We start from the raw sequence: 21,508 nt of genomic DNA, 5'->3' as shown, positions 1-21,508 counted from the left end.
CTTTTTTCGTGTATAGTGTTTTTATCCGGGCGCGGTCGCAGGTGCAGGCTTGAGTTCTCGAAAAGCCGGGTTAAGCAACTTTATCTATTGACGGTCACGGACTGGTCGTGCCGGTGAGCCTACGCACACCTTCATGGGTGGCAGGCTTTTGAAGACGGAGGAACGGGCTCCAACAATTGTCCCCTGACCGATCGTTACGCCGGGGCCGACGTAAACGTCCGTTGCAATCCAGCACTCTGATTCGATGATGATCGGTTGTTGCCAGATGGGAAACTCTGGCAGTCCGGGGTCATGGCTTCCGGTACAGAGGTAGCTCCGTTGAGAAACAACGGCGTTGTCTCCTACCGAAATCGGCCCGAGACTGTATAAGATGACGTCATCTCCAATCCAGGCATTTTCTCCCAACGTCACCTTCCAGGGAAACTGGAAGCGAACCGTTGGTCGGATAATGGCTCCTTTCCCAACTTTGGCTCCGAAGAGGCGCAACAACCACCGCCGGTATCCATAGAGGAACTGAGGGGAAAGCGCAAAGAGGGTTCCCTGTACAATCCACCAAAGCTGAACGTACCAGCCAGGTTTACCGCGAAAGCCATCAGGCATTTTGAAACGGCTAAGGTCCTGAATGATGGTCTTAGCCATTGACGGGTTCCGGTTCTTTGTTCAAAAACTTATCCATGCTAAGGTCATATCGCTCCCGGACTACCTCGGCCAGGGTATTTCCCTTCGCCATTTCTTTACGCAATTCCAGGACGGTGGAATCCACCAGAAACCGGAACCAGAAGCCCTGCAGAAAGTGAAAAACCAAGCCTTCTTTTCCGTCCAGAAAACCAAGTTTTATGAAGTAGCGGTGGAAGAGGTAAAGAAAGCTACGCAAGAAAAGTGGTGCCCGCTGAAACACCCGTGTTTTTAGCCATCGGGTTCGTTCAATCGGGTTACCAAAAAACTGAGCTTTCACCTCGCCGGCGTCTTCCCGGCTGTGAATTAATTCTACTGCTTCGAAGACAGCCCAACGGGCATGACTGGTGGTGAAATCACGCAGACTGCTCATTACGCCGTCCGCCATATCTGCACCTCGGGGAGCTTCGGCGGTTTTACCATTCACGATGAAATGCTGGTCATACACTTTAGCCTCGCAATGGCCGAGGTGACGGCGGTAAAGGCGAAGGTGATAGATGGGGTGATACCCACCATACTTGATCCAACGATCCATAAAAATGGCCCTTCGGGCAAACATATATCCATCGACCGGGCTGTTTCCGGGATCGAAAGAAGTATTTATCCACTCTACCATTCCCGGCAGGAGGGTTTCACCAGCATCAACGTGGAGTACCCACTCGGTTTGGAAAGGTTCATTCGCCTGAGCCCAGTTTCGTTGGGCCGCATAATTTTTAAACTCATGCTGCACGTAGCGAACCTGACGGTCTTCCAGAATCGAAAGCGTACGGTCAGTCGAAAAGGAATCCACAACGAAGATATTGGCATCGATGTTTTCCATGGAATCCAGGCAGGCATTGATGTTGGCCTCTTCGTTATAGGTCAGAATGATAATGGTAAGTTCTTTCATTGTATTGCGGTCTGGTAAGCGGTTTCCCATTCATTTACATTTTCGTAAATACTGAATTCTTCCCGGGCTAGCTTGAGGGCGTTAGCGGAGAGTTCGGCCACTTTTTCGGGGCTTAGGCGTAATATTTTTTCGACTGTTTCCTGAAGAGACTCCGGTGAGTTGTCTACCCAGTAACCAGCTTCCTTTTCTTCAAGGATCTGCCAGGGAGTACCCAGGCTGGCCACCACCGGTGTTCCCTGAGCCATCGCTTCCATAGCGACGATGCCAAAATTTTCGGTATGAGACGGCATGATCTTAAACCAGGCCCCTGCCAGTAATTTTTCTTTCTCCACTCCGGCACGATGACCCAGAAATTCTATTTTATGATTAAGGCCCGCAGCTTTAGACTGGGCCATCAAACTATGACCATAATCATTGTCGTAGCTGCCTGCGATCTTGAGCACAAAATCCGAATCACGAAAGGCGGAAGAGGCCGCCAGGCCCTCGATTAGATTCTCAATTGCCTTCTTAGGGTCAATACGGCCAATGTAAAGGAGGTAATGTTCCTTAGGTACACTGACGCGATCGGGCAGTTCCATATAATTCGGAATCTGGACCACCTTACTGTCTGCACCAAATGCATCCCGGATATAGGTTGTTTCCGCATCACAGGTAGAATGAAAATATACCAGATCCTTATTTACAAAAGAGTTAATGAGCCACAATACAAGTTTCTTTCTTTTGCGCGAACGCAGGAGCATAGGTGGGTCGAGGTCGCCGCGAGAGGACCACAGCATCGGCTTCTTGTAAAACACTGTATTTATAATGGCCATTAACCAGGCGGCCGGATAAGTGATCATTGAAAGATGCAGGACATCAGCCGTAACCAGCCTGCTGAGCGCGCGCCTCATTACACTGATGGGAAGATAGTGGATGGGGTTCCTCGTATAAATGACTTCTCCGTATTCAGTATCTAACCAACGATTCAGTGGTGTAGTATCCGGTTGGCCACGGTCTGTTGTAGAGATTACGGGGTGGTGCCCCTGACGGATGAGTGCCTTTGTAATCCAGTAAACGGTGTTATCAGGGCCGCCAGTTTGTGCCGGATAGAAGCTACCTGTAGGAAAAACGATGCGTAAATTTGACAATGGCTCGTTGATAAAGGTTATTGTAGCAGGTTAAGATATATCTATTATTAAGGAAACAGGAATCGGGAACATTAGCTCTGGCCTACCATCTGATAGAGTTCATAATACTGTTGGGCGATATTTTCCGGCTGAAAACGTTTTCGGTTGCGACGGCCGTTATCAATAAGTTTTTGGCGAAGGGATCCATCTGCAATCAGTCGCAGTACTCCCCGTCGGATATCCTCCACCTTATAAGGGTCGACCAATAGTGCAGCATCCGCCGCTACCTCAGGCATGGAGGAAATATTACTGGTAAGCACGACACGCTCTACGGAATTAGCTTCAATGATGGGCATACCAAATCCTTCAAAAAGAGAAACGAAGGCCAGCATATCACAATTTTCGTAGGCGGTTACGACCTCGCTTTGGCTAAGATTGTATTGGTTAGTGTATTCGACGCCGGACTGAAGAAGTTCCTTCTCTTGTTCGGCGCTCAGTTTTCCGATAATCGTCAGGTGGCAGGGAATGTCTTTGAGAGCACGGACCAATCTTTCCAAATTTTTATTATCTCCGGTACCTATCTGAAGAATGTCTGGCCGTTTGGTGTTGAATACCTTCGGGGCAGGGCGAAATTTATCGCTAATACCAACGGGAATGACAACGATTTTTTCCGGGTCACAGTTTGTGTATCGAATGATATCCGCCCGTGTTGTATGAGATACTGTTGTGACGACAGCTGCTTTTCGTACCGGGCCTTTCAGATACAACCACTTCATCATGACGGACTGAAAATAGCTACCTGCTTTACGGTCCATAAAGCGGCAATCATGAATTGTAAGAATCACTCGTCTGGCGTTCATCAGCAAGTTCAGAAAATGAACCTCACCTGTAATATGATTCACACCTTTTATTTCTCGTTTTCCTGCTTCCCATACATTGAAAAACTTACTACGGACCCCGTCATTAAATTTTCCGGAAATGAACACGGTTGCCTCGATACGATCAGCCAGTCTCTGACGGACATCTTCAAAAATTGCCTCCATACTAAAATTGAAGCCAGGCCTTGGTAGTCGTTGAAAGAAGGCGACAGGAATACGTGAATTATCCATAAGCTTCTTGTTCCTGGTTTAACGGCGGGTTAATAGCGGCAATGGTAAGCCCCATTGAGAATACAGCAAAGCCCAGGGAGGTAGGCTGCCCCCACAGCGAGTTAATCATTCCGAGCAAAGAATAGCTCAATAACATCCATGGAAGAGCGTTACCCATGAACAGTTTTTTAAAAGAAATGAAAGCGACGGAAAGCCCTAAAAGTATGCGGGTAATAATATTTATGAGGCCAATGAAGAGCCCCTGCTCGCCAACTACTCTTCCCGTTTCCCCCTCATCAATCAAGTACGACACTCCACCCGTAAGAATAGTACTACCAACATTGGTCCCCATGCCTATTCCATATCCGAAAAGGGGTCTTTCATCTGAGAAGGCAAGGGGGCGGGTAAATCCTCCCAGAAACCTATCGGTAAAAGTGCCTTCAATACCGCCTTCGGATACTCCGGCGTTTTCGAATCGCTGTGCAAAGGCTGCAAGCCCCGTAGACACGACTTCCGTCTGCGCTGCAAGCAGCAGAATAACGGGAACCACCAAAATCATTCCGATAAAAGTAAAGATGGATTTAACGTCAGTGATGCTGGCAAAACTGAGAAAGACGAAGCAAATGACGGTTTGAAACAGGAACGCCCGACTGATGGAAAGAGGAATAGTGATAAAAATAGCTAGTGTCGCCATCAATAATATGAGCTTACTTAAGCCGGAGCGGTTCCTCCAAAAATAGAACATGAAGGCTACGGCCATTCCGTATAGTAAACTGTTACCATTTGTGAAGGAGAACAAACCAGGGGGGCGAAAGAAGCCTAATGCTCCCGAGAAACCGGCTCCTTCAAGATTCCCCCCAACGCCGCGATTTACCCATGCGGACTGAGGGCTATAAAACTGCAGTGCCACCAAGACTGTCATGGGAATGATCAGGTACATAAGGACCCTCCCCAGTTTTTCTACTTCAGCGCGGTCAAAAATTTCGCCGATGATAAAGATTAGTGGGAAATGAAAAAGGTAAATCCGAAGGCCAAAAACAGCTACTGGAATACTGCCATGGCCCAGTCCTATTGCCGTAATAAAACTTATGAGGGTCGTAACAAATATGATTACGGTATAAGCATTCCAAAAGCGATACCCATAGGAGATATAGTAATAGATAATAGCAATGGCTACGGGGTCTCTCACAATCAGCAGGGGGACACTAAGTTGTGGCAGCACCCATTTTCGTAAGGCTCCTTCGAATAACATCAACCAGAAATACAACCAAATAAGTTGTTTGAGCTTACGCTCTCCTGGTCTACTTATATCTGTCATACCCTGTAACGAGTGCGATACCGGATCACTGTAAGATATATAGCCTGTCTTCATACTGTAACGGATCCAAGAATTGCGGAGAGCTCACTGGCTACATGGCCACCATAGCTACTCCAGGTGTATCTTGCTGCGTGGGCAGCAGCAGCAGCCCCCATTCTGGGTAATTCCTCCCGATGGCTTAAGAACCAATCAATCTTTTCAGCGATTGCCTCCGGGGAACGTATTGGGACTAGAAAGCCCGTTTCACCGGGCACGACCAAATCCTGTCCACCCGTATTGGGCGTAATAATGATGGGGAGCCCCTGGCTCATTGCTTCCTGCATCACCAGTGCACGCCCTTCAACAATAGAGGGCAAGCAAAAAACATCACATTCAGCCATGAGCTGGAGCACATCCGGATGAGAACGTGTAGGCTCGTATCGAAACCCGAAAAACTCCTTACGGTAGAATTCAGGCTCTGCGAGCTGACTCCCTAAAACGACGAGTTCAACACGGTCTGGATCGAGTTGGCGCATAGCCTCAAATAGGTCTCCAAGTCCTTTTCGCTGTCCCATGGACCCCACAAAAAGGACACGTAACCGACGATTAGGATTGAATTCACCTGGGGAAATTTTGACCCTGGTTCCTTTTGGAGATCCAAATGGTGACACAATTTTCTTTTTTTCAGCGGCCCACTCTGGCAGGGAATCCATCACGAAGTAACCTGGTCCAACGACCACATCCGCGAGTTCTAATTCTTTAACTTTTCGTTCTGTTTTTTCAGCACTATCCATGATTCCTCCACCAAGCGTACCCGCCCACTCTGGTCGCCGCTCAGCTTCCTCCATCATTAGTTGTCGTCCTGTTTCCCAATAGGCTATTGGCAGGTCGTAGATACATACAAGGCCATGCTTTCTGGCTTCGATAAAAGTATCGAGCGCACCATCTTCGTATGCGTAAACTGCTCTTAATTCCTGGGAATGTCGACTTACATAGCTTTTAACCTTTCGGTCATGAGCGCGATAGATCGCATCAACGGAAAATTTACCAACTTCGCGAGCGGTTAGTTTTTTTAAGCCCATTTTATTAGCCGTTACCCGCATCAGCTCTCCAAAAGGGTACTGCACCGTACAATCCTTTAAACCTTCAGGAAACGCCCGCCTGCGAAAATCATTCAGGGCGGGAAGCCGTCCCAGCTGATCCCACACATTTCCCGAATAAGCGGCAATTGATGTATGAAAGCTTTGCAATAAATCTGTTTGATGCAGGCTATTAGCAATGGCTCTTACATTGGCATTCCCCATAGGGTGAGAGAGAAGGATCATTTAAATGGTCTGTTTGTCAAGGATAAGTTAGATGTCAATAGCCCTTAGCGAAGGGCTACTTTTTTTACGGCAGACTTCAGAAAGCCAGTCATATTTTTTCTTAAGTCATATACAAATCCAAGATTATTACGGTAGCACTTAATGGCAAGCGTAACCGAAGGGGCATCAGAAAGTCTAAGAATTGCCTTTTCCAAACTTTCTTTTTCCTCCTCTGAAAATATTGACCACGACAAAGCTGAGGCCTGTCGGCGAGCCAGTTCTGCTCGTCGGGAAGCGACTTTAGAAATATCCCATCCTCTTTTTTGAAAAGCAGGCTGAATACGTTCTTCAAAAACAGTAATCAGACCTTCCACTTCGACTTGTTTTCGTTTATTTCGAGTATTTCCAACGTCTTCCCAAACGCGGTACTCCGATAGTATTTCAGGCACATAAGCATTTCCGAATCCTGCATCAGCAATAGAGACATTCAAATAGTAGTCTTCGGCGAAGTGCATTGTCGGGTTTACGAAGTTGGCGGCCTCAAGAGCTTCCTTACGAAACATCAAAATATTAGCCGCTACACGATAACCGCTCAGAGCATTGCGTAGTGTAGTATCAGCGTCTTGGTACTCTTTATTCCTGTACAGCTTTCTCAAGCGAATTTGTTTTCCATTTTCATCAATCTCCCGAACGGCTCCATGCGCATATCCGGCACGTGGGTTTCTATCCAATGCGGCGGACAGGCTTGCTATGTACCCCGGCAGGAGAATATCATCTGAATCCAGCTTAACGACATATTCAGATTCTGCTAATCGAAGACAGGTGTCGGGGTTACGGCCTACTCCCAGGTTTACCGGCTGATGAATAACTTTAAGAATTTCAATTTCCTTTGCCAGATTATCCAGGATAGCTGCAGTTCCATCAGTACTACAATCGTTGGAAACAATAATTTCGCAGGGTGGAGGAATTTGGCTTGCCGCGCTACGAATAGTTTTTTCCACGTAATCTTCCTGGTTATAGGTAGGGATACAGATAGTTACTTTATTCATCCTGGAATAGATTGGAGTATATTCTGAGAGTACACCTCGCTTTTCCAATTAAGGCAATCGGCGTAGCCAGCCATACAAGTGGGGTGAGCTTTTCGCTCCATTTTCAGGCAAGGGTGACAAGGAGCTACTGCATCTACAACTTTACCGCGGTAAACTGGTGTAATTATCCGGGAAGCCAATACCTCAGTTGTGGTGATCGTGCACCTTTCGGTTGAATATTGTAAAAGATGGGAACTAAAGCTATCCGTGCTAATCGTCCAGTTTGATCGATGGCTCAAAGCGACTATATCTCCCGGTTCACTATAGTAGTAAACAACCTTTAAGTTTGCCTTTTGAAACTCCGTTGCGTATGTATCCTTGATAAAGAAAGCATAGTAAGCTTCGGGCAAATGTTTCTTTGCCCACCATACCGGAATAAACTGCCGGCTTGTTCCATTTGGAAACACAACGGTACTTTTCTGAATATCATCCGGAAAGGTCAATTCAGGAGAAGTAGGCATCGCAGCAGCTCGTAACTTTTCTACGTGCTCATGATAATCCGATTCCATTTGATGGAGATAAGCCTCATAGGTGACACCTCGCAACACTTTCAATCCAATTATATCCATGTAGCCCTGGTAATCGTTAATTACTTCCCAGGGAGGAAGATGGATTTTGCCAAGTACTTGCCCGACGTTATGTAAAGCGATGTTCAATTGATCTTTAACCGTACGGCTTCCTTTATCTGTAATAACGGATCGATGATAGGGGGCGATATAACTCTTGCCTTTTCGAATACCTGTAGCCATATGCTTAAGTCCAAGACTGGTAAACCTGATATCGCAATTATCTTTCTCCTCCAGAAAAGTTAAGCGGTCATTGAAAGTATAATTGGCAAGATTTTGCATAAACCCGGGAACGAAAAGCTCAAACTTTATCTCACCACAAATTTTGGCCATCGCATAGAAACTAGCCATACGCATCCACATATCACCGTTACCACCCTCCGAAATATCAATTCTGAGTGTTTTTGAGTTTGCCATAATTACTCAACACTTTGTTGCTGCCGCTTGTACAACTCGGGGTTCAGACTAGGGTCATTATACATTTTGAATTGCCGGTACACTTTAAACTTAAGAGTACCGGTCTCTAGCTCCGAAAGAATTCTTTTTAGAGTATTAGCGAGATCTTTAATCTGTTCATCCAAAACAGCAACTTTACCAGCACACTTAGCGATGTGATCAGGGCTGGCATCAATTCTATCCACCTCTTCCTGCATATGATACCTTTTCAGGGCCATGATACTTAGCCGATCGATCATCATACCAGGCGTCTCGGAATGCATCATAGCGTCTGCGCCGGCCTGACCATTCTTTTCCGTAAAGTTGAGTACCCATTCATCAATCCGTTCCATCGCATTGTTTCGATTTTGGTTAAACCGATCAATATTTCGTTTTGCCAATACGATTCGGGCATCATCAATATTTTTGATGCGCGCTACATCCTCCTCGTGCCAAAGACTGAAGTTATAAAAATGATTTTCCTCAATATACTTCCAGGGAAGTATCGTCTCTGTAGCTTCAAGTTTTTCATGCCAGTCAGCAACAAGCTGTTTCTGATAAATCAGAATCTTTTCAACATTAATCATAAGAATGAAGAATTAGGTTTAATGAATAATAGTTAGTGGTTCAAGGAATCGCCTTGCCACCCATTCTACCGACCAACGTTCTGAAGGTCGATTATATAGTGTATTGATTGAAGGCTCAATCATGTGGTCATACTCTGGCAGAGAATCATTTAGGGTAGCCATGACTTCGACCTTATGTAAGCGCAATGCGGCAAAGACCCCGCTTTTCCCCAGATGCTGGCGGGGGGTGCAAGAAATAGCAACATCTAATCTTTGCATTACCTGAGATACTCGTTTAGCGGATAGTTCACCCAAACGAATATTCCGAACAGGTAAATTAGCTGTAACAAGAGCATCTGCCAATCTTTGCTCACCATCTGATGACGAACGTCCAAAGGTGATGATAAGCAGTTCCTGATTATTTCCCCTTGCCCTTTCATGCAACTCATTTATTGCACTGACCAAGTCGACTTGGGGATAAATTGTTCCAAATATTCCAGCGGCCAGATATTTACGCTTAAATGAAATTTTATCGATATTCAGAGCAGATCCTTCCGCCCCATCCCACTTTTCAGGAGCCCCCATGGCTATAGGAATATTACTAAAAAGCGGCAATAAATCTCCATGAATACCAGCCCGAGACAGAACGGCCTGATACAGTTCATTCGAGGTATTAATTACGGCAGGACTAACACTCTTAACAAAATACCGGACTAACTGCCGTTGCCCTGCACCAACAATCAGGTGTTGCAGGGGTGAATTTCTGGTAATTCCAATCCAACACTCGTGAAACATCAGGTGAATACGATAGGGCTGTAAGACTTGTGTAAGTCGCCGAAGAAAAAACAATGGCAAACCTTTTTGATGGAAGGCGTAAGGGACAAATTGTATACTTACCCAGTCTGGTTTTAGCCTTTCTATTTCTCTTTTAACTAAACAGAGTCTTTCTCTTTGCCCTGCATTTCGAGGAATTCTGAAAACCGGAATCATATGCTGTCCCGACTTTTGCCGCTCTTTCCTGCAATGACTTACCCAGGGGTCATGCGAAGCAATGATACTCGCCGTATGTCCAAACCCCTCTAAAGCTGCAACCAACTCTCTGGTATAATCCCCAACTCCGTTTCTACCGGGTTCTATACCGCCAACAAGGAAGACAATATTCACGACCGTCCAATTACGCGACCTAACATAGCAGATACTCGAACAGCAGAATGTTTCCGCCAATAGGTTAGATTTGAATAAACCTTGACAGGCGTTTTAGTATGCTTCCAGTATAGCTTATCAGTATTTGCAGGTTTAACACTGTTGAGTAGAATTTCTCTCAAGTGATTTTTAGTCCAGGGTTTTTTCTTACCCGCTGCATGTGACATAACGTATCCAATTTTCCCGAAATCCATTGCTCCTTTTTCCATTATAGAAATGCTCGGGTACAAATCTTTTACGATATTAAGAGCATCTTGATCAGTATAATGGAATGGGTTCCAGCGATCAGCAATGCCGATAACAAGAGGGCTACCGATGCACCTTTTCATAAGGGTCTGTACTTCTTTCCATCGTGTCAGAAAAGCACGATATGAACGGTGAACACCAACGAATCCTCCATTAACGTAAATATCATCTTTTGGCACTATTCTGATTCCATTTTCAGCATAGAAATGCTTCCATTTCAGTCGTATAGGGTGTGACATAGGAATAGGGGAATTCATATCCTCCACCATTGCGACTCCCAGGTCAGACCACTCTTCGAAATGCCTCCAATCTGCTTTGACAACAATATCCGGATCAAAATAGAAAAGGCGCTCAGCCATTGGGCAGTATTTTTCCCATAATTCAAGCATGAAATCCGGTTTTATATTGGTCATATGGCCAGTATCTGCCTGTTTTAAAAAATGCACAAAAAGGTCTTCTGCAACAGAAAACACATCATGGCCTTCGCTTACTTTTCGAATATCACTCACCCATGGAGGTAGCGCCCCTCTATATCCAGCATAAATATCCCCTCGGAAATTATTAGCATAGAGTGAATTTAACAGGACAGCAAAACCCAGGTGATATTGCTTTTCAAAAAGTGTACAAATTACACTTGTTGGTGAATTGTTCATAGTATTCATAACTAAGTTTCATAAAGCAGCCAATTACGACTACAAAGCGTAACCTCCGCCCCCATAAGCTTGATTCTATTTTTTAGATAAATCAACGACTAATGGACAATTTCATCTTTGACATTAAGATGAAGTTACAGGATAAACGAAACGACCATTTTTATTTAAAACATTCGTTCTTTCTTAGTACAACACATGAATCTATAAAACAACACCCAACATAATCACTAACAATTTCCTAAAAAACATCACTAAAAATCAGCCCCCATATTTCCTGTAAAATCGGCCTAAAAACCGGAATGCCTTACAGACTAAAATATTCCAAATTACTTTATGCTTTTTTACAGGCTTGAATTCAGGACCATTCACATTTTCCCAGTATTTAATATCAGCCTGCCGTGGAGGCATACCTTTAAAAAAATCCAGAAAAAAGTTCCGATTCCATGGTTTGGGGCCAAGCGGATGATGCATAAGCTGGAGTCCGTATTCAAAACCCATTGCCTCCGGACCGATTGTAGAAGTAGGCACCTCCGTAATCATCATGGCTACATTCAATGAATCCTGATTCGCGCTAAGGACCATTTCTGTACGGTCTTTAACCCGAAACTGCTTCATTCCTCCGCTATGAGGCGCAAGTAGCTGAAAAGCATTATTCCAATCAGTAATGAATTCATTGTGCTCCCGTCGCCATCCTAAAAAACCGCTATTGTAATATTGATCATAGGTATTTTTAACTAGCTGCCCCTCCGTTTCCGCAAGTTTTGCCCACTGAATGCGAATCGGGTGTCTACGAGAAAAAACATAATTAATGTCTCCGCAAACAGCTACTCCTTGTTGAACCCACTCTCCAAAAAATGACATTCTTGCGTTTACTATAATATCTGAATCGAAAAAAAAAAATTCTTCAGCGGCAGGTTCTAATTCTTCCATCAAATAGCGGAACCAGTTTGGTTTTTCATGTACCATATGTAAACTACCAGCCATTTCAATGAGCTCTACGGGGACTCCCATAGACAAGGAAAACTGGTGCCCGTTGGCCGTAGGTTTCAATTCAGGAAGCCATTTTGGCAGTTCATCCCGATAGCCTATCACGATCTTATCAATATATGTACCATGGTGAACGACTGAATTGATCAGAGCTGCAGCGCCTAAAAAATACCTACCTTCTGCGAGGGTAGTTAAAACTTTCATACCTGGAGATTATGCTTTTGTTTAAAATAATTTTGACACAATTGAAATTGATCGTCATTTGCACTTCCACCTACATTGTCATAATAAAGATTTGGCGATTTATAATTAGGAATTTCCGGAGCATCTTCGTATTGATATTTAACGTCGGTTAGCGTAAACGTATTCCCATTCAACAAGGCACAAAACCAGAACCAGATATCATCGGCCTTAGGTGCTAGTTCTTTAAACTCAGACACCGTAGTTGTCAGCTCCGGCATACTACCTGGTGGAAAAAGTACGCCTCCTGTTCCCGTTGGAAAGAGATCCTTACCTATTACAGCCTTTCCTTGAACTGTTGGCACCTCTTTCTCCCAATCAGCGTACGGCTTTATGGCCCCATCAGGATAGTAGGTCACTCTATGAGCTCTTTGAGCAACAACCATTTGCTGGCCCTTCACCTCATGATATCGGGCCCTGATAGCATGAAACCAATAAGGAGGATAGACAATATCATCATCGCATACAACGACTGCTTTTCCAGGAAAATCCTCAAGAGCATAGATTAACTTGGTATGTGGGCCAACATCCTTAACCTCCCGAATTTCCAGATAGCCAATCAATAGTAATTCGTTTAACACTTTATCTTGCTGCTCACGAATTGACTTTTTAGTCTTTTCGCTAACATAAAGTACAATGCGCTCAGGAATTTCATCCCCATTAAGAATGGACAAGATGGTATATTTCAATTGGGACACCCGTTCTGGGATAGCGGTAAAGCTTACTATTATTCCCTCCTGTCGTTCAAATCGGGCAGCCTTCACGATTAACTGTCTGCGCTTAACGATCAACGACAACATTTTTCTCCAGGGATTCCAGCCTTGGCGAACCCGGAGGTAGATCTTACCAATCATTATTCAGAGGAGAGATTGTAAGTAAAGAAATGGATGATCCTGTACAGAAGGCCGATTGCCGCTCCCAAAATGCTAAAATTCAGCACCCCAACTACCGAAGAGTAATCAATAAAGAAAACAAGTAGTACTATCTGACTAAAAACGGTAAAGGGCAAAAAGAGAGCTGGGTTTGGTATAATTCCCCGTGCGGAAGCAAGACGATTAACTGTATTAGCGACGAGAGTTATACAGCTCCCTATGGTCATTAAGAGCATTTCATATTCTAAATCCATGTAATCCGGACCAAGAATAAAGAGAAACGGTTTGGGAAAAAGGTAAATCCCCAGGATCAAGCAAAGAGAAATTCCTGATACCGCTCCCACAACTTGAATGAAGCGAAGCCTGAGTTCTTCAGGTCTTTCCATTAATCGGGCAAAACGCGGAACAATCAGCAGATCCAGAGAGTTTTGGATAAGCATCAATAAGACCATCAGTCTCCCTAAGGCCCCGATTTCCGCTATGCCGCTTGTACTACCAAAAATAGATATTAACCAAACAGTAATCTGCCCGGATATACAATAATATATGCTACCTGGTAAAACTCTCCATACAGTTTTGAGAATCTGACTTCGGTAAAAGTCATCAGATTGACTGTTCTCCGCAATATGTTTTTGAGACAATTTTTTCAGGAGTTGATTGGCCTTGATTTGGCCTACTCCATTTGCTAAGACAGCACATACCGCTAAGGGAAAGAACAACAAACTTCCAGCAGTTGCCAAAGCTCTCCATATGTTTGACTTTAGATCAATCATTAATGATGAACTTACTTCCTGATGTAATCGAGGAACTACCTTAAGTAGTCCTCCTGAAAGTGAAGCATAAAAGGATGGCAGCAATGAAAGAATCAAAATGATTACCCAAAGATGCGACAGCTCCTGTTGTCGTAAAAGGTAATATAAAATCGGCATAGAAACTGCCAGGCTACCAATCGCAAACTTATGCCTTAAGTCCATTCCGGTGGCTAAAACTTTACCTAATTCTTTAGGCTGCTGCCATACTTTACCACCTTCAGAAAGAACGCCAAGAGAAATCCCTCCATCTGCCAACACAGCCATCGTCCCCAGCATCGTATTAACCAAAACGTAGTAAGCGTACTGCTCAGTAGGCAAAAGTCGAATAACGAGTATACCCGATATGAAGCCAACTGCCTGAATGGCCAATTGCCCCCCTGCTGCTACTCCAATCAGTTTCGTCCATTTACTTACAAATGGATACTGCGTCGCCAGTTTGTCTAACTGTTTAAGCACTATTATTTATAGTATCCTTGAGCGTAACCATAACCATAGTCACGCTTTGGCTGTAAACCATTAACAACGACTCCAACATTAGGTAATTTGTCCTTATCGGATATATCTGTTAAAACGTCGAGGCTCATTTTGGGTGTATACCCAAGTCGCACAACATACAGAGTGATATCAACCAACTCCTTGAGTAACAAAGCGTCCGTAACCAGGCCCACCGGAGTTGAATCGATAATTACAACGTCAAAATCCTCCCTCAGTCGTCTGATCAATTCGCCGATCTCCCCTCTCAACAAAAGCTCTGAAGGATTGGGAGGTATCGGACCACTTTCAATCAGGAAAAGATTTTCATTATTGGTTGGCTTTAGAATTTCATCGTAGGTCGCCTGCCCGATCAAATAGTTTGAAAGCCCAACACCAGGCTTAATTCTCTTTGTTTTCCTGGCACCATTTTTCATTGCCTCAGCAAGGCGCGGTTTGCGCAAATCTGCCCCTACCAATACTGTACGCTTATTACCTAATGCCAGGCTATAACCCAAATTGGATGCGACAAAAGTCTTCCCCTCACCACTAACTCCAGAAGTAAACAACAACACTGGCGTACGATCCTTTTTGAACATAAAGCCCAGATTAGTTCTTAGCAAACGAAACATTTCCGCCACACCAGATCTGTTATCCCGTGAAACAACAATTGCTGCCTTTTTACTGGACTGAGCGATTCGCCCAATTACCGTCAGACCCGTTAGTTTCTCCAGGTCTTTTTCTGACTGAAGCTTCGTATCAAAAGCTTCCTGTAAAAACATGTAGAGTCCGGGAATAAGAAATGCCAGGCCAAAAGCCAGCATATAGGTTTGTTTTGGCTTCGGACTAATCGGAACTCGTTTAGGAATTGCTTTATCAACAATACGAGTATTAGGGATTTGAGCAGCTACCGTCAGAGCAGCTTCCTCACGTTTCTGCATAAGAAAAACGAAGAGGTTTTCCTTTATTTTCTGTTGTCTTAGTACCTGAAGAAGCTTTCTTTCATTCTCTGGCATACGATTCATGCTCTGTTCTATTGGCTGAATTCGCTGTTCAATTCTACTGATACGTTCGTTTGTTTCTTCATAAAGTGTTTCCACACTCTGCCGTAGACTTCTACGTAGATTTTTCAGCCTTTCCGTGAAAGTAATTACCACGGGGTTATTCGGCATAGCGACTTCCAGTGTTTGACTCCGCTCAAAAATCAGTGTATTATATCTGTCAACTAACAAAGTAAGTGTACCATCAATAATTTCTGACGCCACTGAAAGTGGACGATGAGACTCCGTTGAGCCACTTAATTCCATCCTGAGCTCATCGATTAACGTTCTTCTTACCTGAAGCTCACTTAATTGAGCATCTGCTTCATTGAGCTGAGCTAAATAATCTGCTCCACGTGTTGCCTGATCTACCACCATCCCCTCGTTTTGCCTAAGCCCGGCAACGGATGCTTCTACAGAATATAATTCCCGGCTCACATACTCCAATCGGGAATCAATGAAAGCAACGGTTTGCTCGCCCGTCAGACTACGCTCATTTATAGTTTTATAGTTATAGACATTGATCAATTCATTAACAACATCCGCCGCACGGTCCGGATCTGTGTCTGTATATACCACGTCAACAGTATTGGATTGCCCCTTCTGGGAAATGCTTAATTTCCCCACCATGCTACCCGCTACATCATCATCTTTACGATAAGAGACAACATACCAAAAACCATCCTCTCCCGGACTTTCGTATTTATCCGTCAGTTTAAATGAAAAGAATTTATTGCCAATGAGGAATGATTCTCCCGGGATCATTGCAGTTGTATCTCCTTGAGAGACGAGCCTGAACTCATCCTTCGAATTCCCCAGAATTGATATTGATCCGTATTCTGGTTCTACTGAATCCTGGTTAAGGCTATCAACCATTTGAATGACAAACTGATCAGGCTGATAAATGTCGACATCTCGCACCTTTCCCTTATGAACCACTTTTATATTCAGCTTTAGATTTTTAACCACCTCACACATCAAAGCCCGGCTACGCATCACGTTAAGTTCATCCTCAATACTATTCTGATCAAAGAACCCCAGTTGTTGTGTGAACTGCCGGGTTGAAACACCGTCACTATCTAGCGGGTCTTCGACGATAAAACTACCTTTGGTAGTATACTCCGGTGTAGCATATCGTAATTGCAGGAAAGCCAGAGATCCGAATACCAATAGAGTAAGGGCAAACCAAAACCAATTTTTGCGGTAGCGAAAAATCAGGGCTCGGTAATCGATGCTCAAGCTTGGCACCAAATTCTCCGAGCGCATACGTACGGAATTCAATGTTGAAGTAGACAAGAGAAGTTACTTTGAATTAATTATGGGATGAATACTTGATTCTCGCTGCCATTTTCCAGCAGTAGTATCTAAAATCCCAAGTAAAGCTTTCTGGGACTTGTAAAAATCGACCAGGCCAGGTCACAACTTAATATTCGGACAAAATCAAGAATATGTTGTACGATGCCAGGCAAGTGAGCTAAACCTGAGCAGCACAACGGTCAGGAAGCACTGGATGCTTCTTACACTGCTGAAAATGTCCTGTGAGAAATGCTCAATCAATCTCTCGTAAAAGCAAAGATTAAGGTAACAAAAGACAGTAGTGCCGAACCATAAGAGATTAAACGTTGGCCAGGGTCAGAAACGGTGGCAGTTTTAGCCTTAATTGGTTTCACGTAGACCACATCATTCTGTTTTAAATAGAAATATGGATCATTGAAAAAGTCTTCTCGCCGAAGATCAATGTGCTTAAAAACACGCGTCTCCTCTCCCTCCCGAACCAGCAAAATATCTGAACGATCAGCATATGGAGTTAAATCTCCTGCATGCCCTAAAGCATCCAGTAAGGTAACCCGTGAATTAGTCAGGCGTATGATCCCGGGAGTAGACACTTCGCCCAGAACCGTAATTTTGAAATTCAGATAGCGGGCGCTCACCACGGGATCTTTAAGGTAAACCTTGAGCTTACCGTGTATCAGGTTTTTAATCTCCTCCAGATTCATCCCTTTCACCATCAACCTGCCAAGCAATGGAAAGTCAATGTATCCCTCCCGGTCTACCAGGTATCCACTGAACAACTCCAGGCTGTTAAAATCAATACCTTGAGTGTTCCCCGTAGATTGTCGTTCAATATTGAAGGGAGCCGCTGCTACCGGATCAATACTGTGAACGTTAATTCTCAACAGGTCATCAGGCTCCACCCGAAGTTGCAAAGCGTTCAGTACAGGCACGGGCGTATCAGCCGGTAGTTTTGCTTCATTAAAGTTTACCAACTCCTTATGGTTTATACACGAGGAGAGTAGTATGACTAAAATAAATAAGGTAGTGTTTATGTGTTCCATTTTAATTTATTTTAACTGGTGTTTACAACCTATTATTAAAAAACTCATGTTCGGATAACAGCTTTGCTACTGACCGGTCTTTTAATCCGGCTTTTAGAACTGAAAGCTGTTGAACATTGTGTATGTCCGTTGCCAAAAAACTGACCCAACCTTTATTGATTAAATCGAATGCACGATTACGTGCCCCCTTCCCATAGTACCCGAATAAAGACAGTAGATTTACCTGTAACTCACAACCAAGCTTAACTACCCGTTTCCATTCTTCCGTTTCGTTCTGCCAGTAATTATAACGCTCAGGATGCGCCATTACCGGATGAAGTCCATTAACCTGAAGTTTGAAAATATACTCTTCCATATTCGGAGAAGGAGCGACAAATGGCATTTCAATTAAAACCCGTTTCCCTGGCAGCGTCATTATTCCTTTGCCATCAAGTAAGTGCTCAAAACTTTCATCAATCAGATATTCAGCAGCAGCCTCTACATGAAATGTATCGCCCCGATTAGAAATGACATCTGTTATTTTTTTTAAAGCACTCTGTATCGTCTCCGGCGTATTCGGATACCGATCAGCAATTACGTGAGGGGTTGCGTAAAAGCGTTCAAACCCTAATTCGCTCAACCCGTTTAATAACTGAAAACTTTCCGTTAACGTTTGGGCACCATCATCAATTCCAGGCAAAATATGTGAGTGGATATCAGTCCCCAGGAAGCTATAGTCAGGCAACAGGTTTGCTCGGTGAAAAAAATTAAAGGAAAATAAATTCTTCATCGTTCTGTTTTGATATGAATAAACCTCCGTGTAAAAGCTCTGACTATCAATGGAATGGCTTCGCCCTCTATGCGTCGGGGAGACTCACTTCCTGAAGAAAAACAAATAAATAAGAATTGCCTCTAGGGTTATTAAAAAGGTGCGATCACCCTTTCAAGGGGATGACAGCTTGTTTGTATAATAATTTAGTGTGTAATTAAACAAAAGCGATCCGGTACTGGCACCCTGGCTTTTACAAGCAAATATTGGTGCACATTACCTTTAATACCACAGTGATCACGGAAAACTATTTGTCCATGAATACCTCTTCTAAAAGTGTTATATCTTTTCTTCGGATCTCAAAGGTTCCAAGTTGGGTCTGAAGTTGATCTCCAAAAGAAACCACAAATAAATCCTTGCCTTTTTTATCGACGAACCGCCCCCTGACGCCTGCTAAAGGACCTCGTACAATTTCCACCAATGCTCCAGCCCGGAGTGTATCAACGGGCTCTTCGCACCAGCTTAGCTGGTCAGCGCTACACAATCTTCGCAGATGGGATATCTCCCCTTCAGAGACGACTGAATAGCTATCTCCCGTTTTCAGGAAGCCAAAGACAAATGGGATACCCAGAATCGGGCCCAGGTCTTTTTTTCCGGCCCGGACAAATACATAGCCAGGGATTATCGGTAATTGCCTTACCAGTGATTTACTGGCATACTTATATAGTCGCTCCTTAAGGGGGACGTAGGCCTCGATCTGATTAGATTCTAATGACTTGAGTACTGCCTTCTCTTTTCTTGAGCCGACGTACAAAACAAGCCACCTTATATCTGATATACCGTTTGTAAAATTAGTGTGTACCATAGAGCTGTATTTCTGTTGTGTTTAAATCAAAAGTTAACATACCACCACAATAGCAAAACACAGCATGACCTTAGCACTAAATTATAGCTATAATTCAAATTTACCAAATTCTATTCGTTAACAACGGCTGATTTTAATCTTAAATAAAATTTTATTCTGAAATATTGAAAAAACAGTTAGCCCCGAAGCAGAATATTTACCACTGATAAAACCATCATCGTCAAACTATTACATCGAAAACAGTCAAAAATCAAAATTAAATTCCGTAACAATATGAAGCCTTCGGAGCGCCTCTTTTTTTCAAAAAAAGTTCAGCTTTTTTCAATTAAAACTCAAAATAAAGCTTTCTGTCACCCAAAAACATCCATCGACCCCGTACAGACCGCTTCACCTGTTGTTAACACTCTCTCCCTTTTCACCTGCTGATGATGGAGTTAAGCGGACAAAACGCCTCCCTTCCGGCCATCTACACCTTCATATTTTTGGCTCCGGCCGTCTTAATGGCTTCCGTTCGGAAAACGATGCACGATAAACTATCTCGTCCTGCCAATTCACCCCGACTGAAACCCGGTTCGGGCAGTAGCGATTGCTATAGTTAGTCCGTAGGTTTCTTATCGAAGATTGAGGGGCGCTCCGAACTTTATGGCCCCACGAACTCAAGCCTATCCTTGCTCCCTCACCATTTCGCGAATCTTCATTCCTTCCCGGGCCATGCGGGCAAAGTTGTCCATTCCCTGCCGGGGAAAATTGCGGCGGGTGCGGTGTATCCAGAAGCTGGAGGAAAGCGGCTGCCCGAAGGTTTCCTCAATGGCTTTGCGGCCCATCATGAAGCCAAGCATGCCGCCCCAGGTGGCGGTGGGGTTATCAGAGTCCCAACCGCAAAGAGTACCGATTTTGATGGTTTCTTTGAGGTCACCTTCTCCGTAGAGCAGGCTGATGATGGAGGCGGCGAAGTTGATACCGGCGGCGAAGCAGCCGTTGCAATAGATGTTCTGGCTACTGATGTCGTATCCATCGGCCTGATCAACCTGATAGTGCTGGTAGACGGCATCGCGGCATTGCTCCCAGGGGATGCCGGCGCTGTACCGGGCGCGAACGAAGTCGTACATGGCCGCCGGGTAGCGGCCGTTGGTGAGGTACTTCCTTGCTTCATCCCCCAAACGCTGCACCTGCGCGCCGTCGCCCTCCTCCGCCGCCAGGGAATACATAACGACGTTGAATTCGGCGATTTCTGCAGCTTCTTCCCGGGCCGTTGTACGAATGGGAAGATGCGCCATTTCCAATGCTTTCGCCGGGTCGCCGGGGGCGTAAAGACCAAATATTTCCGTTGTTAACTGGGCATCGATCATCGCATAATGCTCGTTGTAGCGCGGATCTCCCGTTAGCGGCGGCAGCGTATCTGACAGCATGAGATCAAGCGCCCGCTGGTTACTGACCCAGAGGTAGTTTTCTTCTTCATGGTGAATATGTTCCATCCAGCCAGCGGCGATCTGCTCCGGCCTAAGCAGGGGCGTTTCGTGCTGTGCCAACAGGTGCTGGTACATATACTCAATATCGGTGTCATCGTCCGCTCCCCAGACGCTGTCCGGAGGCACGAGAACAAAATCAATGATCGGCGAAATCTTGCTGATACTGTCCCCTGACCAGATATTCGGCTCATCCGGTCCGCCCCAGTCAGCACGGGTATAAAAAGCAGCTGTTTTAATGTTTCCCACCTCACCGATCTTATCCATTTCGGTGATAAGTCCCGTCCAGTTTGCGATGCACTGACCGAGCCAGAAGCCTTCGAATTGGTCCTGAAGAGCAGTTTTCGCTGACTTTCGTGGTTCGGAGGGCGACGGCGCGCAGGTGCAAAGAGAAAATATAAGTGAGCAAGGGAGGAGCAAGCGAAGCATCCCGTAAAATAAAGGAGCTCCTCCTCAAAACCTAAAACGGCCAGTAATAAGTACTCAGGCAATGCTTGCACTGAACACTTATTACCGACCGCTTTATGGTTTACTGGTCAGAGATCAATCGGGGGA

19 protein-coding genes are annotated in these 21,508 nt (G+C 44.6%); all 19 read right to left on the bottom strand.

The genetic code is table 11. From position 1 onward, the window contains the following. Positions 1-84: 84 nt before the first annotated feature. On the bottom strand, positions 85-639 hold the full coding sequence (locus BM123_RS11120; protein WP_090168320.1) for a putative colanic acid biosynthesis acetyltransferase: 555 nt from the start codon (positions 637-639) through the stop codon (positions 85-87). Next, entirely contained in the window at positions 632-1,594 is a 963-nt protein-coding gene (locus BM123_RS11115; RefSeq protein ID WP_090168319.1) for a glycosyltransferase family 2 protein, read from the bottom strand. The genes BM123_RS11120 and BM123_RS11115 overlap by 8 nt, the downstream gene beginning before the upstream one ends. Next, on the bottom strand, positions 1,561-2,691 hold the full coding sequence (locus tag BM123_RS11110; RefSeq protein WP_090168315.1) for a glycosyltransferase family 4 protein: 1,131 nt from the start codon (positions 2,689-2,691) through the stop codon (positions 1,561-1,563). The genes BM123_RS11115 and BM123_RS11110 overlap by 34 nt, the downstream gene beginning before the upstream one ends. Before the next feature lie 71 nt (positions 2,692-2,762). Beyond that, complete coding sequence (locus tag BM123_RS11105; RefSeq protein ID WP_090168312.1) at positions 2,763-3,779, bottom strand: glycosyltransferase family 4 protein; 1,017 nt, start codon at positions 3,777-3,779, stop codon at positions 2,763-2,765. After that, positions 3,772-5,010, bottom strand: a complete 1,239-nt coding sequence (locus tag BM123_RS11100; RefSeq protein ID WP_217642157.1) for a hypothetical protein — start codon at positions 5,008-5,010, stop codon at positions 3,772-3,774. Before BM123_RS11100 ends, BM123_RS11105 begins: the two co-directional genes overlap by 8 nt. A 116-nt stretch (positions 5,011-5,126) precedes the next feature. Next, positions 5,127-6,380: a glycosyltransferase family 4 protein gene (locus BM123_RS11095; protein ID WP_090168309.1), complete on the bottom strand. Its 1,254-nt coding sequence runs from the start codon at positions 6,378-6,380 to the stop codon at positions 5,127-5,129. A 44-nt stretch (positions 6,381-6,424) separates the two neighbouring features. Continuing rightward, positions 6,425-7,408 carry a glycosyltransferase family 2 protein gene (locus BM123_RS11090; RefSeq protein WP_090168305.1) on the bottom strand — a complete coding sequence of 328 codons (984 nt, stop codon included), beginning with the start codon at positions 7,406-7,408 and terminating at the stop codon, positions 6,425-6,427. Next, complete coding sequence (locus BM123_RS11085; RefSeq protein ID WP_090168302.1) at positions 7,405-8,430, bottom strand: hypothetical protein; 1,026 nt, start codon at positions 8,428-8,430, stop codon at positions 7,405-7,407. The genes BM123_RS11090 and BM123_RS11085 overlap by 4 nt, the downstream gene beginning before the upstream one ends. Before the next feature lie 2 nt (positions 8,431-8,432). Further along, positions 8,433-9,035, bottom strand: a complete 603-nt coding sequence (locus BM123_RS11080) for a DUF4254 domain-containing protein (protein WP_090168298.1) — start codon at positions 9,033-9,035, stop codon at positions 8,433-8,435. An 18-nt stretch (positions 9,036-9,053) separates the two neighbouring features. After that, complete coding sequence (locus BM123_RS11075) at positions 9,054-10,178, bottom strand: glycosyltransferase family protein (protein WP_090168295.1); 1,125 nt, start codon at positions 10,176-10,178, stop codon at positions 9,054-9,056. Next, positions 10,175-11,125: a hypothetical protein gene (locus BM123_RS11070; protein ID WP_090168293.1), complete on the bottom strand. Its 951-nt coding sequence runs from the start codon at positions 11,123-11,125 to the stop codon at positions 10,175-10,177. The genes BM123_RS11075 and BM123_RS11070 overlap by 4 nt, the downstream gene beginning before the upstream one ends. A gap of 249 nt (positions 11,126-11,374) precedes the next feature. Further along, positions 11,375-12,307, bottom strand: coding sequence for a hypothetical protein (locus BM123_RS11065; RefSeq protein WP_090168291.1), 933 nt, complete (start codon positions 12,305-12,307; stop codon positions 11,375-11,377). Beyond that, on the bottom strand, positions 12,304-13,017 hold the full coding sequence (locus BM123_RS11060) for a hypothetical protein (protein ID WP_139211848.1): 714 nt from the start codon (positions 13,015-13,017) through the stop codon (positions 12,304-12,306). Before BM123_RS11060 ends, BM123_RS11065 begins: the two co-directional genes overlap by 4 nt. A 179-nt stretch (positions 13,018-13,196) precedes the next feature. After that, positions 13,197-14,483 (bottom strand): lipopolysaccharide biosynthesis protein, encoded by a 1,287-nt coding sequence (locus tag BM123_RS11055; protein ID WP_090168286.1) that lies wholly within the window; start codon positions 14,481-14,483, stop codon positions 13,197-13,199. A 2-nt stretch (positions 14,484-14,485) separates the two neighbouring features. After that, positions 14,486-16,804 carry a GumC family protein gene (locus BM123_RS11050; protein WP_090168283.1) on the bottom strand — a complete coding sequence of 773 codons (2,319 nt, stop codon included), beginning with the start codon at positions 16,802-16,804 and terminating at the stop codon, positions 14,486-14,488. 287 nt (positions 16,805-17,091) lie between these two features. Further along, entirely contained in the window at positions 17,092-17,805 is a 714-nt protein-coding gene (locus tag BM123_RS11045; RefSeq protein ID WP_175489334.1) for a polysaccharide biosynthesis/export family protein, read from the bottom strand. 91 nt (positions 17,806-17,896) lie between these two features. Beyond that, complete coding sequence (locus BM123_RS11040; protein ID WP_090168278.1) at positions 17,897-18,643, bottom strand: tyrosine-protein phosphatase; 747 nt, start codon at positions 18,641-18,643, stop codon at positions 17,897-17,899. Positions 18,644-18,929: 286 nt separating this feature from the next. Then, complete coding sequence (locus tag BM123_RS11035; RefSeq protein ID WP_090168276.1) at positions 18,930-19,487, bottom strand: transcription termination/antitermination NusG family protein; 558 nt, start codon at positions 19,485-19,487, stop codon at positions 18,930-18,932. A gap of 662 nt (positions 19,488-20,149) precedes the next feature. Next, positions 20,150-21,382, bottom strand: a complete 1,233-nt coding sequence (locus BM123_RS11030; RefSeq protein ID WP_090168274.1) for an ADP-ribosylglycohydrolase family protein — start codon at positions 21,380-21,382, stop codon at positions 20,150-20,152. Positions 21,383-21,508: the final 126 nt, after the last annotated feature.

This window comes from Neolewinella agarilytica (assembly GCF_900110645.1).
In the GTDB taxonomy this organism is placed as follows: Bacteria; Bacteroidota; Bacteroidia; order Chitinophagales; family Saprospiraceae; genus Neolewinella; species Neolewinella agarilytica.
Note: the sequence above shows the minus strand (reverse complement) of the source record. Positions and strands in the feature narration are given on the sequence as shown.